This window comes from Paenibacillus marchantiophytorum (assembly GCF_014640555.1).
In the GTDB taxonomy this organism is placed as follows: Bacteria; Bacillota; Bacilli; order Paenibacillales; family NBRC-103111; genus Paenibacillus_E; species Paenibacillus_E marchantiophytorum.
In genome coordinates this window covers 1-16,797 of sequence record NZ_BMHE01000069.1, presented here as the reverse complement: position 1 = coordinate 16,797, position 16,797 = coordinate 1, and the positions used below count along the sequence as shown (strand labels likewise).

Here is a 16,797-nt window from a genome sequence, read left to right as displayed (position 1 = left end):
TCATGCGCGGTCTGCTTACAGACGCGTATCCCAATAGCCGCAAAAAGGATCAACCGGGTTTACACCTTTGAAAGAGGACCGTCCCACCAGCTTCTCTAAGAGCGCATCCACCACATAATCGCTTGGCGAATAGGCATTAATGAACGTTGGTACGCGCGGCACATCCAACAGATGATACGGGTTCGCTACGGAAATGAAGACGGTCGGCAGCTCCGCGATAAACCACGGCATATCAGCCCCGAATGGCGGCGCCCAATTAATGCGCACGACCGTTTGATTACTGTGTGTCTCCAGATTCGATAAATAGACAGCAGCATCGTATTGATCTGTTAACGCCTTTACCCCACTGAACATAGCCCTTAGATCCAAGTTTTTCTTATCGTACAGGTTTACCTCGAAACCTTCAGCTTCCAATTTGGAAATGAAATAGGGCGCTATATCGGATCCGCCGAATAAACCTTCCTCGCCCCCCAGTGTAAAAAGAAGCAGACGCTTGTGACGCTCTGGATTGATCGGCAGCAGTTGCTGCGTGTCCTTGACCAGCGTCACGGATTGATCCGCGCACTCTTGAGCCCAGCCAACATGCTCCTCGCAGCGGAGGACGGCCAACGCCTCTTTGCCTGGCACGAGTGTTCCTTCCTGCTTCTTCCGATGAAGTCCCAGCGCGGCTTTGACGCCGAGGATCCGAGTGACCGCTTCATCAACCCTAGCTTCCGTCAGGATGCCGGTCTCGATCCCTTTCATCATAAAGCCAAAGTCTTCTTCGAGATTTTTGTTAAAAAGAAACATATCGCAACCCGCTGCTATCGAGGTTGGAACTGCGAGCTCACGTTTCATCGCCATGGTGAAGCCAGCCATCGGTGTAGCATCCGTCGTAATCAATCCATTGAAGCCCAGTTTCTCGCGCAGCAAATCGTTCAGAAGTTCCGGCGCCAATGTGGCCGGCATAATTTCCAAGTCTGCGATATCAGGACGCAAATGTCTGGAATAAGCGGGATGGGCAATGTGCCCAACCATGACCGTGTGGGCCCCAGCTTCAATACATTCCTGATACACCTTGCCAAACGTGTTGTCCCACTCCTCAATCGAGAGGGAATTGATAGACGTTAATAAATGCTGATCCCGCTCGTCCACCCCATCGCCTGGAAAATGCTTAATGGATACAGCCATTCCATGTTCCTGTATGACTTGCGTGTATGCTTTGCTCATGCGGGTTACCCGCTCCGGATTTGAACCGAACGTTCTCACGTTGGTTATGGGATTGCGGAAATTATAATCAATATCCAGAATCGGCGCGAACGCCCAGTTGCAGCCAACCGCGCCGCCTTCCCTTGCCGCGATGGTTCCCAGCTTGCGAGCCATCTCCGTATTATCCGTCGCCGCGACCTGCAGTTGCTTTCCGAAGAAAGTGCCGTCCACGGCGGAGCCGTTGCCGCCTGCTTCCAAGTTAGCGGCTATCAGCAAAGGAATATCCGATGTTTCCTGTAGATAGCGGTGTGTTTCTTGTACGCTTTCCCCTGGCCCTGGGCGAAACATGATGCCACCGATCTTGATCCCTTGGGTCAAAAGCGCAAGCTGCTCCTTATCATCAGTAAACCCGATGGGGCAGAATAGCTGCCCCACCTTCGTCGCTACATCCATGGATGCCAAGGTTTGTGTGACCCATTTAATCTCTTCATCGTTCAAATGAAACGGTTGTGCCTTCAAATTAATCATGGCTAATTCCTCTCTCTCCTTGATATCTCTATTTGGTGTTCAGATGTTTCAGCAAATCGTCCAATCCTTGCTCCGTCAATGCACCTTGGCTGAACGTGACAAGCGCCCGAAGCGGCATATTCTGCATCATCGCCAGCATCATGTCCGACCCATCCTGCAGCATCGACATCATGCCTCCAGCTTGATTCATCATGGATTGAATGATTGCGGCTCCTTGTGGATCGCCCATCAGGTCGCCGACTGTTGAATGACGGGTGTACGCTTTGGGCAGCACGACAGTGGATTCCACGACAACTCGCTCTGTAAGCACGATTTCTTGAGAAGAATGCCCAACAAGAATCTCGAATTCCCCTGTTTCTACATGCCAATCCTTCAACTCGACGTTGTAATAGGCAAATGCTCTTTGATCCAGCGTGAAGGTTACTGTTTTCGTTTCACCAGGCAAAAGCTCTACCTTCGCGAAGCCTTTCAGCTCCTTGTCAGGTCGCACGACACGACTGATGATATCTTTGACATATAACTGGACAACTTCTTTACCTTGCATAGCGCCGGTATTCGTAACCTTCAAGCTAACCTGCAGCGTGTCGGTATCTTGGATGCTGTTCGTGCTTAGCTCAAGATCAGAGTAAACGAACGTCGTATAGCTCAGACCGTGGCCAAATGGGAACAGCGGAACGATCCGCTTCGCATCATAGTAACGGTATCCGACGAACAGGCCTTCCTGATAGGCTGCACGATCCCCCTCGCCGGGGAAATTCAAGAAGGAAGGGTTGTGCGCAAGCTGCTGCGGGAATGTCTCCGCCAGCTTGCCGGATGGGCTAACATTGCCGAACAGCAGATCGGCTATGGCGCCGCCGAGGGCTTGCCCCCCGAGGTAGCCCTCCAGCACAGCCTTGACGCGGCCGAGCCAAGGCATCTCAATCGCGGAGCCGTTGCTTAGCACGACGACAACGTTCGGTTGAACGTCCGCCACAGCCTCGATGAGGCGGACGTGGCTTGCCGGAATCCGCAGATGATTCCGGTCATAGCCCTCGGATTCGTAGCGCTCCGGCAATCCGACGAACACAATCGCGGCGTCAGCTTGCGAAGCCGCTTGCACCGCTTGCGCGATGAGCTCCGGATTCGGCTCATCGCGATCGCCCTCGTAACCCTGCGCATAGGATAGCTGCGCCGCGCCGGCTTCCTTGCGAATGCTCTCGTAAATATCATCCAACTGGGTAGGCTTGATGTGCGAGCTGCCTCCGCCTTGATAGCGCGGATTACGAGCGAAATCACCAAGAATCGCGTACGCGCCTTCGCGCTTCAGAGGCAGCAGGCTGCTCTCATTCTTGAGCAGCACCATGCTTTCTCTCGCGGCCACTCTGGCTAATTCGTGATGCGCCTGAGGATCATAAGAAGCATTCGCCTTACGATTCTCAACCGCTTTGAAAATAATAGCTAGCAAGCGACCCACAGCTCGATCCAGTGTTTCTTCAGACAATGCCCCACCGCGCACGGCTTCGATAATCTTCTGATCACCGGCGCCACTGCTTGCCGGCATTTCCAGTTCCAAGCCCGCGGCCAGCCCACTCACACGCTCATTGACGGCCCCCCAGTCGGAAACGATGAAACCCTCATGCCCCCACTCATTTTTTAAAATATCAGTTAACAGATAAGGATTTTCCGAAGCATACACGCCGTTCACTTGGTTGTAAGCACTCATGACGGTCCAAGGCTGCGCCTTCTTCACAGCACCTTCGAAGCTTGCCAAATAAATTTCTCTCAGTGTGCGCTCATCCACAATAGCGTCAACTGACATACGCCGGTGTTCTTGATTGTTGGCAGCAAAATGCTTGAGCGATGTGCCCACACCTTGGCTTTGTACACCGTTAATATGGCCCGCAGCCATCTCAGAGGAAAGGAATGGATCTTCCGAAAAATATTCAAAATTGCGGCCGCATAGTGGAGAACGCTTAATGTTCGCGCCAGGTCCGAGCAAAATCGCAACCTCTTCGGCTTGACACTCTTCCCCGATTGCTGCGCCAACCTGTTGAATCAGCTCTCGATCCCAGGAGCAAGCGATGCCGGCCCCTGCCGGGAAACAAGTAGCGGGGACGCTGTCGAAGATGCCCAAATGATCGCTGCCCGATCGCTGCTTGCGCAGCCCGTGGGGACCATCCGTCATCATGATGGACGGAATCCCCAGGCGCTCGACAGCTTTGGTCCGCCAAAAATCGAGTCCGGAACACATACCCGCTTTTTCCTCCAACGTCATTTGCGCAATAAGTTCTTGTATGTTTGATTTCATCTGGGTTTCTCTCCTTGTCATCTAGTTAAGCAGCCGCTTGGTTGCGGCGTTCCTGCAGTTCCTTCAACATGAGGGGTTGAATCTTGTCAAGACGATAGAACAAAAGCAGTATAATCATAATGATTTGACCAATGATTGGCGCCCATAAATAATTGAATGAGATCGCTGCTAAGGCCGATTCTGACTGCGCCGAGCTGTTTGCCACATAACCGCCCATCGACAAGATCCAGCCGCCAAGGGCACCGCCGAGTCCCATGCCAACTTTGACCCCGAAGCTTGCGGCTGAATACAGCAGACCTTGCGCCCGCACACCGGACTTCCATTCCCCATAATCGACCGTATCCGCCATCATAGCAAAGATAAGACCTGCACCTGCCCCCAAGCCAAGCCCACTTATGAGCAGCCCGGACAGTAGCAGCGGCACAGACAGCGAATTCCCTCCAATAATGGCGATGATGTAGCCAAAGATGGAAATGACAGATCCAATAATAATCGTGTTCCGTTTCCCGATTTTTCTTACAGCCATTGGAGCGAACACCATCGAAACGATCATGAGCAACTGCATGGAGTTCACAACAGGAATGAGCTCCGGCTTTTTGATATAGTACGTCATGTAATAAATACTTGTCTGTCCTTGAATGGAAGATGAGATCCACAGAAACAAACTCATCAGCAGCATGATCAGCCACGGTGTATTGCCTTTGAGCGCCTTGACCCCGACTCGCATGGGGAGCGGCTTCTCATCGATCGCATGAACTCGTTCTTTGGTGTTAACAAACATATTCAGGAAGAGCAGAATAGCAATAACCGCGAACATAACCATCGTGACAATAAATCCCTTGGCCTGGTTCCCTCCGCCAAATGCATTCACAAGCGGCATCGTTCCAGCGCTTACCGTAATGACCCCAACCACAGCGAATATCATGCGAACCGTGTTGACCACTGTGCGCTCGTTGGAATCGCTCGTCAGACTTGGCAGAATCGCCGACAATGGCAAATTGATCCCAGAATACATAAGTCCGAGAACCGTGTACGTAATGTATGCGTATATAAGTTTGCCTGTATCGCCAAAATCCGGCGTCAAAAACATAAGGACCGCTGTAATCCCGAAAGGGACAGCAAGCCAAAGGAAATACGGTCTGCATTTGCCCCACTTCGTTTGGGTGCGGTCGATCATGACGCCAATAAACGGCTCAGCGATCGCATCTATCACACGTGCAACAAGAAATAAGGTAGCTACCGCCGCAGCGTTCAGCCCAAAGACATCCGTATAAAAGTACATCAGATAAAGCGTTGTCATTTGGAAAATCAGATTTGACGCTGTATCGCCTAGACCGTAGCTAATTCGCTCTCTCCATGGCACTTGAATTTGACTCATGATAGCATCTCCTCAACTCTTCTTGTTAGCGCTTTCTTAATTTCATTGTAAAGGTACTGCGCTTTTAAAGCCTTCCGTATTTTATCGAAAATAGGGGGTATTTTTATCTTTTAGGGAAATGGATGCATTCGTTTGCATAGCGAGATACACATCTACTTTCATCAGTTTACAGATTAGCAGCATAGAAGTGATCGTGATAAATGCCCCTGAGAGTACATCTGTTGCGAAATGATCTCCCATGATGACCCGGCTCGTTGATGTGCATAATCCCCAAGCCATCGCAACGACAAGCATGATGCTGCGCCATTTGTTCACGAAAGGCATAAAAAGCATCCATACCATCATCGTCCAACCGTTGGCGGAGTGGCCCGAAGGAAACGATTTATGCGCCTCAGCCGTGACTCCGTTCTCCTGAATGCCTTGCGGAAGGAACCACCTTGTGAACTGTGAATAGTCACCCTCCATATTGCGAAACCGCATTCTTCCCCAAAAGATCTTCAGCACATTCACAACCATAATCTCCGCAAATACGATAACAATTCCTGCCCAGGCAGCCCTGTTATACGCACTTAGCTTTTCTACGGATACTTGCTTTAGCATCCATTGAAGGATCACTGCTAGTAACACCGCAGAGGCTAGGCTAATGAGCATAACACCGCCTCCAGCGAGCTCAAATCCGCGGTTCAGGGCCATGAAGAACATACTGAATCCACCCATGAGGATGAACATACCAGCTACCAGACGAACCAGCATTTTTTTAACCCATTGCGCCTCTCGAACTGTACTAAACAGAATATTGCCTGATGCAAATAACACAATGAACGCAGGGTGTTCGCCATATACCTCAAAAAACCAGCCAAACTTGGAATGTTCCTCATTGTAGAGCATTTGGGATACTTGCAAATCCGTAAATGTAAATATCGCCATCAAGATGATCCATACCAGCAAGAATCCCCAAATAAACCGCTTTGTCCCCGTTGTCGCCATCTTCGCTTGCCCCCTTCTAATTCCTAACTCTAAGCTCAAAAGAAAACGCTTTCAAATCAAATTATAAAGGTGCCCCTCCCCACTCCGATAGGCGAATAATAACGAAAACTACGGTGAATTTTAACCATAGGCCCCCCGTCATCTCATCGACGGAAGGCCGCGCAGCTGTCTGAATAACGATATCGCTTAGGCAAATAGACGTTTGATCTCTTTGGCGATTTCCTTGGTGCAATCTTCTGCCTGCGGATATAATCCTGTCTTATCCAAAAAGGCATGATCCATGCCATTGTACTGAATCAGCTTCGTTGCAACGCCGGAACGGGTAAGCTTGCGGGCATACGCCTCGCACTCAAGTCTTAGGTAGTCATATTCCCCCACTACGATCAACGTTGCTGGCATGCCGCTTAGATTCTCTGCCAACAAGGGAGAGAAATAAGGGTTTGATGGCTCCGCATTATTTTGCAAATATAGACCTAGAATGATCTGGCTCATTCCGCCCAACCCTTCAACAGAGGGAATAATGAGCTCTTGATGATGCTGAATATCATAGGCGTCCAAGCTCCATTTGAAATCCTCCGTTTCGATGCCCGCCATGTTCACGGTCGGATAGATGAGCGCTTGATATTTAATCATGCCAGTTCCTTGGTCACGATCCATCAAGGCGCAAACCGTCGCCAAATTACCCCCGGCGCTATCACCAGACACGGCAATTTTCTGAGGATCTGCACCAATTTCGCGGGCATGCTCATACACCCATTGCACAGCTTCAAAACAATCGGTTAGTCCCGCAGGGAACGCATGCTCCGGCGCTAATCGGTAATCTACCGAGATGACAACGGCTCCCGATTTTTCCGCCAATGCTTGGCAGGGATGCTCGACGACATCAACGGTTCCCCCAATAAAGCCCCCGCCATGAAAGAACACGATCGCTGGCTTGAGACCTTCTTGGGGCGGGGTATAAATCCGTAAGGAAATCAGACCATTGGACCCATTTATCGTCTTGTAAGCGGTATCAACTTTCGTCCGAGTAATATCCTCGTTCTGCCAACCAAACACAGTTCGAATTGTTTTCACAAAACTTGTCATATCCGAAGGGTCAAGCTGCGGTTTATCCGCGGACGCCATGAATGCTGCCTGCTGCTGTTGAACCGCGTATACGCGTGGATCTAGCTGCCCCGGGATATCCGAATCTGGAATCGGCTTAACCACATAATCGTATCCACTGCGCTTCGAGGCCACAGCCTTTTCTTCTAAAATCAAAACTAATTCGGCATATTGTTCTTTATTTCCCATGATAAACATCTCCCTACGCTCATCTGATTTAGTGAAACTTCATTGGATAAGAGCTCTTATGTATGTATAATAATAGGCAATTGATGACCTAACAACGCAATTGTTCCTATATACGGAACAGGAATTTTAATTATTATTAGGAGGGGGCATCGACGTGCCGAATACCAATCCCCAGCTGCTTCTATCTGTTCAAAATGCCTTGAGTTTATTAAAGCTGTTTACCGTAAAAACACCCGAAAAACGGCTGACGGAATTGGCCCATGAATTGGGTCTAGGCAAAAGCACAACCAGTCGATTGCTCTCCACCTTGCTGAACGAAGGCTTTGTCTTCCAAGACCCCGTCACCCATAAATATAGATTAGGCCAACGAATTGTATCCCTGTACCACGTTATGGTTACATCTTATGTGGACTTAACAGAAGCAGCTCGTCCCCTGATCGAGCGACTTGCCCGCGAAACGTCCGAAGCTCTTCGAGTGGCTGTTTTAGAAGAAAACGAAGTCTCGTACATTTTTCAAATAGATAGCTCCAGGAAAGAAGACATTGCCGCATATGTCGGCGGAAGAAATCCTCTCCACTGTACAAGCTCTGGTAAAATGCTTTTAGCCTTTCAAGATGAATCGGCAGTGAACAAACTGCTGAACCGCCCACTTACGGCTTATACATCCAAAACGATTACCGACCCGTCCAAGTTGAAAGACCAGCTTCAACAAATCCGGAAGCAAGATTACTGTGTGAATAACGGAGAATTCATCGAGAACCTGGTCTCCATCTCATCTCCCATCAGGGACTCCACTGGTCAGGTCATTTCCGCACTCACGTTAATTGCCCCGTTGCAGCGCATGGATGAGACCCAAATCGCCTCCTGTACCCATAAAGTTGTGAAAACAGCCAAAGAAATATCCCGGCAGTTTGGGTATCTGAAGTGAAAAAGCGCCCACCCGGAAGGGTGGACGCAATCTTTTTTACACATGCACAGCGCTGGTTTGCTGCTTCTTGCTCGCCTCAAGTCGGCTCGCTCCCACGAACAACGCGGTAATGAAGCCCACGATGCCAATGCAGATGCTGAGAATAAAACCGTGGTTAATGGCTGTTGCCAGCGCAGTCTGCAGAAACTCGCGAATCTCTGGCGAGATTGTGCCGCCTGCCCGCATGAGCAGCTCCGGGTTGGCCAGCGTACTGATTTTATCCGCAGGAATGCCCGCTTTGGCCGCGCCATCGGTGATCAATTGGTGGAGATTATTGTTCACAATCGTCGCCATAATCGAAGCGCCCATGATACCGCCAATGCTGCGCCAGAAGCCAACGATTGAGGAGCTGACGCCCATATATTTGGGATCTACATTCGCGGCAATCGAACTTTGCGCGACACTCATCAGCGGTCCGATCGCTCCCAAACCGAGCAAAATCATGAGGAGGATCATATAGCCACTGGAAGCATCGCTGCTCACGGTGGTCAGCAGCCACGCGACGATAATCGTCATCGACATACTGACAAGCATCAGCGTGCGGAATGCAAATTTGGATTGCAGGAAGCCGAAGAGGATCGCTCCAGCTATTAAAGAAGCCATCATTGGCGTCAGTACGCCATTCGAATTCGCGTGGCCTAACACTGCCACCGTAAAGATTGGGAGATACGTGATGGCTGAGAACATCAGCACACCCTGGCAGAAGACGATAATGCTGGTTCCGAGAACCATTTTATTTTTGAAAATGCTCAGCGGAAGTACGGGCTCGGAAGCACGCAGTTCGACGATAATAAACAGAGTGCCAAAGATGACCGATACGGCGAACAAGCCGATTTCCTGCCAAGAGCTCCACGCATAATCCTTGCCGCCCCACTCCAGAGCCAACATCAAGGAAACGGTTGTGATGACGAGGAAGATTGTTCCCAAATAATCGATTTTGGGTTTACGTTCCGAGCGCGTCTCTTTGAGCGCAATCATCAGTACAATCATGGAAGCCAACCCGATTGGTACATTGATATAGAAATTCCATCTCCAACCTAGATGTTCGGCAATAAAACTGCCTAATTGAGGACCGGCTACAGAAGAAAGTCCGAAGATCGCTCCGAAAACCCCCGACATTTTGGCGGCATCCTTAGGATCGCTAAAAATCGTATAAATAATCGTGAAACTAATCGGGAATAAGGCGCCTGAGCCGATGCCCTGAATGACCCGAAACCAGATCAATTGATCGACACTTTGAGCGACACCACACAAGGCGGAACCGATTAGAAACAGGCCAATCCCGATCATATAGAACATTTTTCTGCCGAATAAATCAGACATTTTTCCGAATATTAACATCGTGCTCGTGGCCGCTAGCATGTAGGCGGTGAATACCCAGCTAATTTTATCAAAAACGTTGAAATCCTCACTTAATTTACTGATGCAGGAAGCCACAATCGTGTTATCCAGCGATGACATCAATAATCCTAGCGCCATGGCTAAAATAATCAGTTTCTTGTTTGAACTTGATCCGTTCAATTTAATCCCTCTCCTCTTGTTGGCATTGTTGAATACTAACCATACCCTCGCGAATCACTTCCAGCTTCGCCTGATATTCCTTGATCCCAATTTGGATGCAAATAATCTGGGCAGGATGCATTTGATCATGGTAAAGCGCATATTTCTCAGTTAAATCATCAAATTGCTTCTGAGCATGTACTTGCTCCTTCGTCAGCCAGGACAGCACTTTCTCATAGCCAACATGCTGACCAAAATAAAGCCTCATCAAAAAATCTGATTTCACACTATCGGACTCCACAGGACTTAATAAATAGTCTGTAAATTGGCTTTTTCCTTTGTCCGTGATGGTGTACACATTTTTATTCGGCTTCCCTTCTTGAAGCACGTTTTCCTTCGTTATCAGCTCCTCCTTCTCCAACCGGTGAAGCATCGGATAAATCGTGCCGTAGCTCGAGTTATAGAAATAGGAGAATAAGCTTTCAAATAGTTGTTTGATTTCGTAGCCGGATAACGAACGTTTCATAAGCATACCTAGAATGACATCCTGACTGTTCATGTTGTAAAGCCTCCAAGTTCCTTCTCAGATTTATATTACGGAAGTTAATATATCATTCCGATATATATCATGTCAATATAGTTAATTTCATATTTATGAAATCTTAATACGGAGGCGTGAAGCGCAACATGTTGTCTTCGCGGATCGTCGTTCCTCGAGATGGTCCAAGCAGCCGATTGTGTACAACTAGCTGATCATCGTTCCTCGAGATAATGAGGTAATTCCGTTTCATCCAAACAGCACACAATTATTGAGAACCTAGCCTGCGGCTAGGTTCTCAATAATTGTGTGCTCGGACATCTGGATGAGGTGGGGTGCATGTCCCCCTTTCCCAAAGCGCAATTAAGGGAACTTTAGAACTCTATTTAGGCAAAAAGCTGGGATGCGAGGGTCATAGCGGAACTGCAGGGTCTTATTTCCAATAAAAGCGCTGAATTTCGTTGGCAAACAGCAAGATAGCGCCCTGCAGTTCCCCCTCCCCCGCGATAATAACACTTTTGACTAGAATAGCGGCTTGACGTTCCCTTATCTCCGTATGAAACAGTTACCGGCGGTGGCAAGCTCCCTAACGAACTCAATACCCTTTATTCGGTCAAAATCACTCATTCTCAAATTCTAATGAATCCCTGATGCCCTATTTCAAGCAAATGATCACCTTTCCGCCTAAAATTTGCTCGATAGCGTTAATCCAGTTCATTAATTCTCCAAAGTAGCCATTTTCAGGTCTATAAGCATCCTACAGTTCATTAGATGCCCTCTGATACCGAAAACTACTAAAGCAAAGTCTGCGGTGGACCTCAGTGAGAAAACCTCTATCGAGGCCATTCAAAGATGAGCGATCGCGTTTAGAGGTTAGGTTTTATCGCTTTCTAAATAATAGGCAAACTGCATGACGGTGCGCAATCATCCGTAATTAGCCAATATTTCATGAAGCATCCGCTTTATCGTCTCTATTAATTCTTGCGGCTGCTCAACTTTTACATCATTCCCCAGTCCAATGAAAAACTTCGCGTAGAACGGGATGTCGCTCTTAGGAATCGCGCCATTCAGTGAGCCTGTACCATTCTCATGGATACGCAGTTTGGAGAATGACCACACTTCCGATTCACAAGCCGTGACCCCTTCCTTAGTGAGGTAGGCAGACATCGGAATCATGGCTTGCTCCATATGACCAACCGTCTCCCTATTCCCTAGATGGATATCTCTAAGATCTACGGGCTCCGTTTCTGAGGTATCGATTTGCGCGGCATGCATCCGGTCACATCGAAACACGCGAAAATCCTTGCGGAGAAAGCAATAGGCAGGGCAATACCATAGGCCATTGCTCGCATAAATACCGATCGGCTGTATGTGCCGATCAGAGACTCCTGCTTGAGCCTCATAGGCGATGAGAATTACCTTTTGATCAACAGCGCCTTCAAGCAAGATTTTGAGAAAGGGAGATTCCATTTGACGGGTTGGCGTTACGAGGTCAAACCGATTTTTCATTTGATCGATGCGATCCCTGACGTCGCTGGGCATGTAATAGTAAAATTTATTCAAGGCCGCTGAGGATTCCGTTACTTCAGCCCATCTTTTGGTTTGGTCGTAGATAAATTCGGCGTAACTATTCAAATTTTCACCAAGCGAGCCCGTTAAACGCTGTTATAACGCTGAAAATTAGTATGGTTAACAACCGTCAGTAAGGTACTGAAAGTTCATAACAAATTAATATTAGCCAACTAACTTAAAATAAGCTATAATGAGAACTGTAATTATTTTAGGTATAGAAGGGAAGTATTATAATGGCAACTTTATTGTACGTAACAGCACACCCGCACGATCACCAGACTTCTTATAGTTTGGCAGTAGGTAAAGAATTCGTTGAGGCTTACCGTGAAGCAAATCCTTCCGATGAAGTCATTCATGTGGATCTATACCAACAAGATATTCCTCAAATTGACGCAGAGGTATTTGGCGCTTGGGGCAAATTGCAATCCGGAACGGCTTTTGATCAACTAGCGGATTCAGAAAAAGCGAAAGTAGCACGCTTAGGCGCACTTGTAGACCAATTCGTTGCTGCTGATAAATATGTATTTGTATCCCCAATGTGGAATTTCTCCTTCCCTCCAGTTTTGAAAGCTTACATCGATTCCGTAGCTGTTGCGGGTAAAACTTTCAAATACACAGAGGCAGGTCCTGTTGGCTTGCTGACAAACAAAAAAGGTCTGCACATCCAAGCAAGCGGCGGCATCTATTCGGAAGGTCCAGCGGCTGCTATGGAAAGTGGCTTCAGCTACCTGAAAAAAATCTCCCTCTTCTTCGGCATTCCTTCCTTCGAAGCGCTGTTTGTAGAAGGTATGGCTATTGCTCCTGACCAAGCTCAAGCCATTAAAGAAAAAGCCATCGTTAAAGCAAAAGAACTTGCAGCAAGCTTCTAAGCTTTACCTATGCCAAAAGGCTGCCGACACGACGTCGGCAGCCTTTGCTATTTATCCCCGCGCATGCAGCAGCTTCTTCTCATACTTCTCAATCATTTCAAATAGAATCCCGCTTTTAATCGGCTTACTGATGTAATCATCCATGCCGGCTTCCAGGCATTTCTCACGATCACCCATTAAAGCATTCGCGGTTACCGCAATAATAAAAGGAATTTTCTCAGGCGGCATGTTGGCCTTAATCTGCTTCGTAGCTTCCACGCCACTAAGCTCCGGCATGCGAATGTCCATAAAGATGATATCGTAAGATTCATAAGCCAGTGCGCGAATGACCTGATTGCCATTTTCCGCGATACTCGTGTTATGGCCCATTTTTTCGATCATTTTCCTCAGTGTAATCTGATTAATCTCATTATCTTCTGCTATCAAAATGTTAAGCGGTCGTTGTTTAATCATGTCCTCACCGATTGAAAAAGGCGTTAACGCGGCAGCTTGTTCATGCTCCTTAAGCCAAATCGTACAAACAAAAGTTGCACCAAGCTCGTCTGTATGTTCAACCCAGATATCCCCGTCCATTAATCCCACCAGCTTTTTACTGATGGCCAAGCCGAGCCCGGTTCCTTCTGATTTGCGTGTCATAAAGCTGTCTAACTGATAAAAAGGATTAAATAGGTGCTCAAGCTTTTCTTTCGGAATGCCAATACCCGTATCCTTGATCGTGAATAGAAGCTGCCGCCTCTTGTTTTCACTCATGCCATTCTCCACTACAATCGAAACGCCGCCGCTATAGGTGAACTTAATAGCATTGCTAAGCAGATTCAGCAGGATTTGTTTGATCCGGTCATAGTCACCGATTAATGTATAGGGGATCTTCGGACTCACTGAAATATCAATAGACAGATTCTTCTCCTGAGCTTTTGCGAATAAAATATCGCGTGTTTCAGAGATGCAATCTCTGATATCCATCGCTTGCTGCTGCAGAACCGTCTTGCCCGCTTCAATCTTCGAGAAATCGAGGATATCATTGATAATCGTAATGAGTGAATTTCCGCTTTTATGGATGATTCGGACATATTCTTTTTGTTCTTCGTCCAACTCCGTCGTATGCAGCAGCAAATCGGTCATGCCGATCACCCCGTTCATGGGTGTCCGAATTTCATGGCTCATCATCGCTAGAAACTCACTCTTGGCTTTATTGGTTTTCTCGGCAGATTCCTTGGCGATAAGCAATGTTTTCTGTTCGGTCATATCTTTGGCGATCACGTAATAACCGACGTTTTTCTTATTAATGATGATCGGTGCGATCGTTGCCAAAACCTCGATCTCCGTGCCGTCTTTGTGTTTGATTGCATTGATATGGCGCTCCGCCGTCGCATCTTCAATCACACCAGACAAGATGCGGGCAACATTTTGTTCCCCAATGAATTTGGAGATGTTCTCTCCTCTCATTTCCGAAATACTAAAGCCTGTCAGCTTGGCCGCCATATCGTTCGTATTAATGATCGTCCCCTTCACATCCAGCGAAATGACGGCATCATGGTTGTATTTCTTCAAAGAGGTATAACGTTCTACAGACTCCTGCAGGTTCAACTCAGCTTTCTTGCGTTCCGTGATATCCTGCGTTGTACCGCTCATCTTGATGGGCTTCCCCTCTTCATCGAAGAGAACTGAAACGCGGATCTGCATATATTTCACCGTACCATCGGATTGCAAATTGCGAAATTCCAGGCTCGTTGGGCCTTGACTTAACTGCTTAGCTTGGTTAATAAACGTTTGAAATTGACCCCTATCTTCCGGATGAATAAGCATAACTAAAGCCGTCGGGTCCGATGGCAAATCACTTTTGGATATCTGATAAATGCGATAAAATTCCTCGGAAAATGAAATTTTTTCTTCAAGAAAATCAATTTCCCAACTGCCAAGCGCGGCGATATGCTGAGCTTCTGCGAGGCTGTCCTGATACGTTTTGCGTTCTGTCACATCGCGTCCGATTCCCAGTATCTTCTGGAGGCGACCTTCCGCATCATGAATCAATTTGGTTGTTGTTTCTAACCAAACATAAGTCCCATTCTTATGACGAGCCCGATAGGTCAACGTAGGCTGATCTGACAAAATAGCCGACTGCAACATCACCACATCTTCTGGATGATTCAGTTCATTGCTGTCTTTGCCAATCAACTCTTCCGGGTCATACCCTAGCAAATCACAAATAGAGGGAGACAGATATTCAATGGTGCCGTCTGGATTGACTAGTGTAATAATATCCTGGGCATTTTTGAAAATAAGATCATACCAATCGTCAATCCCCTCTAATTTCTGTTCCTTGCCTTTGGGGGGTGAGATCGCAGTGAGATGTAGGATAAAATAATGAGGGTCCCCATTGCCATCGCGAACCAATGAGAACTTGATGGACATCCATATCAGACTCTCGTTATTCGGAATGCAGCGTATTTCGAGCTCATGGTTCCGTTCATTCTGAAGATGTGCTTCTTCCAGACAAGTGCGGAAACTCTGAAAATCTTCGGGCAGAACCAGCTGCTCAAGTGTCATTTCAGCCGCCTTTTGCTGTGAATAGCCCAGGGTTTGAGTGAAGGCTTCATTAACCTTGCCGATCTTGCCATCTATGCCTGCCAAAGCAATAGCGTTTGGCGCCAAATTGAACACTTGCTCAAATACAGGCTCGCCATTGAAATTTATTTGCATCAATAAAGACATCAGAAGTTCATCTCCTTTACTCCTATCTTACCATGGTGGGAGTCACCCTAAACAATTAGGCAACAAAAAAGAACCGTCCCCAATCCGCATTAGCAGATGTAGGAACAGTTCTATCATATCTTATTTTACCTTATGGAGTCTCGATCCATGCTTTATTTAAACGCGCGAGCGAGAGCGCGATTCGCGGCACGTCGTTCCCCTGCGGCATTGAACGTCACTGCCATATGCCACGGCTGACCAAGGAGAATGCTACTTGTCTGGAATTATACCAATCATACCCTAGGGTTTGATTGAGAGGTTAGACGGGTGAAATCCTTTAGTGTGGCATAACCGACTGTGTGAATCACTCTGCTGTGAGGTCGCATCTACGAAAACTAATATACTCTGCTGCGGAATATTGTTCCGCGGTGAGTCACTGTCATTGGAAAAATCCATTGAAAATGGCCTTTAACAGCGTTTATTTCGACTTTCATTGGATAAATCCAATGAAAATAGCTGAAACGCCCCCGATCCGGCGCAAAGTGCAGAATTCCATTGGATTTATCCAGTGGAATTGATTTTTAGCGCCCCTAATTCTGGATTTCATTGGATTAATCCAATGAGATCCACGTCTTGGAACGTCACTGCCACCCCTTGGCAAGGCTGACCAAGGAGAATGCTACTGTCTTGATTGAGATTATTGAGAGGCTAGATGGGAGCGAGACGTTAACCCGACATATCCAAACACATAAGAAAAACGGCTTCGCTGCCCCCCTGATAGATCCGTCTCTTCTTAGCAGCAAAACCTAGTAAGGGAACTAGGGGAAGCTAATTAGGCAAAAAGTAGGCATGCGTGGGTAATAGCGGAACTACAGAGACCGTCGATTAACATTCTGCATCCAGCCCTCCCACTTCCCAATTAGCAAATTTTGTGGAAATTCTTAAAATTTACGTATGCGAGTCCTCATTTTGTTTCCCCAACAGGTGTTTAACCTGCCG

The 16,797-nt window shown here is 47.6% G+C and carries 11 protein-coding genes; 2 read left to right on the top strand and 9 right to left on the bottom strand.

Annotated features, from left to right (window positions below; genetic code table 11):
- Positions 1–15: 15 nt before the first annotated feature.
- The 5 genes from IEY34_RS33400 to IEY34_RS33380 form a co-directional block, all read right to left on the bottom strand.
- Positions 16–1,716, bottom strand: a complete 1,701-nt coding sequence (locus IEY34_RS33400) for a glycoside hydrolase family 3 protein (RefSeq protein WP_189020198.1) — start codon at positions 1,714–1,716, stop codon at positions 16–18.
- Between the two features lie 28 nt (positions 1,717–1,744).
- The gene (locus tag IEY34_RS33395; protein ID WP_189020196.1) at positions 1,745–4,003 is read right to left on the bottom strand and encodes a beta-glucosidase family protein; all 2,259 of its coding nucleotides are present in this window, start codon (positions 4,001–4,003) and stop codon (positions 1,745–1,747) included.
- 25 nt (positions 4,004–4,028) lie between these two features.
- Complete coding sequence (locus IEY34_RS33390; RefSeq protein ID WP_189020194.1) at positions 4,029–5,381, bottom strand: MFS transporter; 1,353 nt, start codon at positions 5,379–5,381, stop codon at positions 4,029–4,031.
- Between the two features lie 81 nt (positions 5,382–5,462).
- Entirely contained in the window at positions 5,463–6,368 is a 906-nt protein-coding gene (locus tag IEY34_RS33385) for a phosphatase PAP2 family protein (protein WP_189020192.1), read from the bottom strand.
- 186 nt (positions 6,369–6,554) lie between these two features.
- Positions 6,555–7,661, bottom strand: coding sequence for an alpha/beta hydrolase (locus IEY34_RS33380; protein ID WP_189020191.1), 1,107 nt, complete (start codon positions 7,659–7,661; stop codon positions 6,555–6,557).
- A 154-nt stretch (positions 7,662–7,815) separates the two neighbouring features.
- Between IEY34_RS33380 and IEY34_RS33375 the strand changes: the two genes are divergently transcribed.
- Entirely contained in the window at positions 7,816–8,589 is a 774-nt protein-coding gene (locus tag IEY34_RS33375; protein WP_189020189.1) for an IclR family transcriptional regulator, read from the top strand.
- A gap of 36 nt (positions 8,590–8,625) precedes the next feature.
- Here the strand turns inward: IEY34_RS33375 and IEY34_RS33370 are convergent, their stop codons facing one another.
- The 3 genes from IEY34_RS33370 to IEY34_RS33360 all read right to left on the bottom strand — a co-directional run bounded on the left by IEY34_RS33370 (position 8,626) and on the right by IEY34_RS33360 (position 12,301).
- On the bottom strand, positions 8,626–10,149 hold the full coding sequence (locus IEY34_RS33370; RefSeq protein WP_229757966.1) for a DHA2 family efflux MFS transporter permease subunit: 1,524 nt from the start codon (positions 10,147–10,149) through the stop codon (positions 8,626–8,628).
- Between the two features lies 1 nt (position 10,150).
- Complete coding sequence (locus IEY34_RS33365) at positions 10,151–10,687, bottom strand: PadR family transcriptional regulator (protein ID WP_189020187.1); 537 nt, start codon at positions 10,685–10,687, stop codon at positions 10,151–10,153.
- Positions 10,688–11,590: 903 nt separating this feature from the next.
- Complete coding sequence (locus IEY34_RS33360; RefSeq protein WP_229757965.1) at positions 11,591–12,301, bottom strand: helix-turn-helix transcriptional regulator; 711 nt, start codon at positions 12,299–12,301, stop codon at positions 11,591–11,593.
- 170 nt (positions 12,302–12,471) lie between these two features.
- Between IEY34_RS33360 and IEY34_RS33355 the strand changes: the two genes are divergently transcribed.
- Positions 12,472–13,107 (top strand): FMN-dependent NADH-azoreductase, encoded by a 636-nt coding sequence (locus IEY34_RS33355; protein ID WP_189020185.1) that lies wholly within the window; start codon positions 12,472–12,474, stop codon positions 13,105–13,107.
- A 51-nt stretch (positions 13,108–13,158) separates the two neighbouring features.
- On the opposite strand, the gene IEY34_RS33350 is transcribed toward IEY34_RS33355, so the two are convergent.
- Positions 13,159–15,819 (bottom strand): PAS domain S-box protein, encoded by a 2,661-nt coding sequence (locus tag IEY34_RS33350; RefSeq protein WP_189020183.1) that lies wholly within the window; start codon positions 15,817–15,819, stop codon positions 13,159–13,161.
- Positions 15,820–16,797 lie beyond the last annotated feature (978 nt).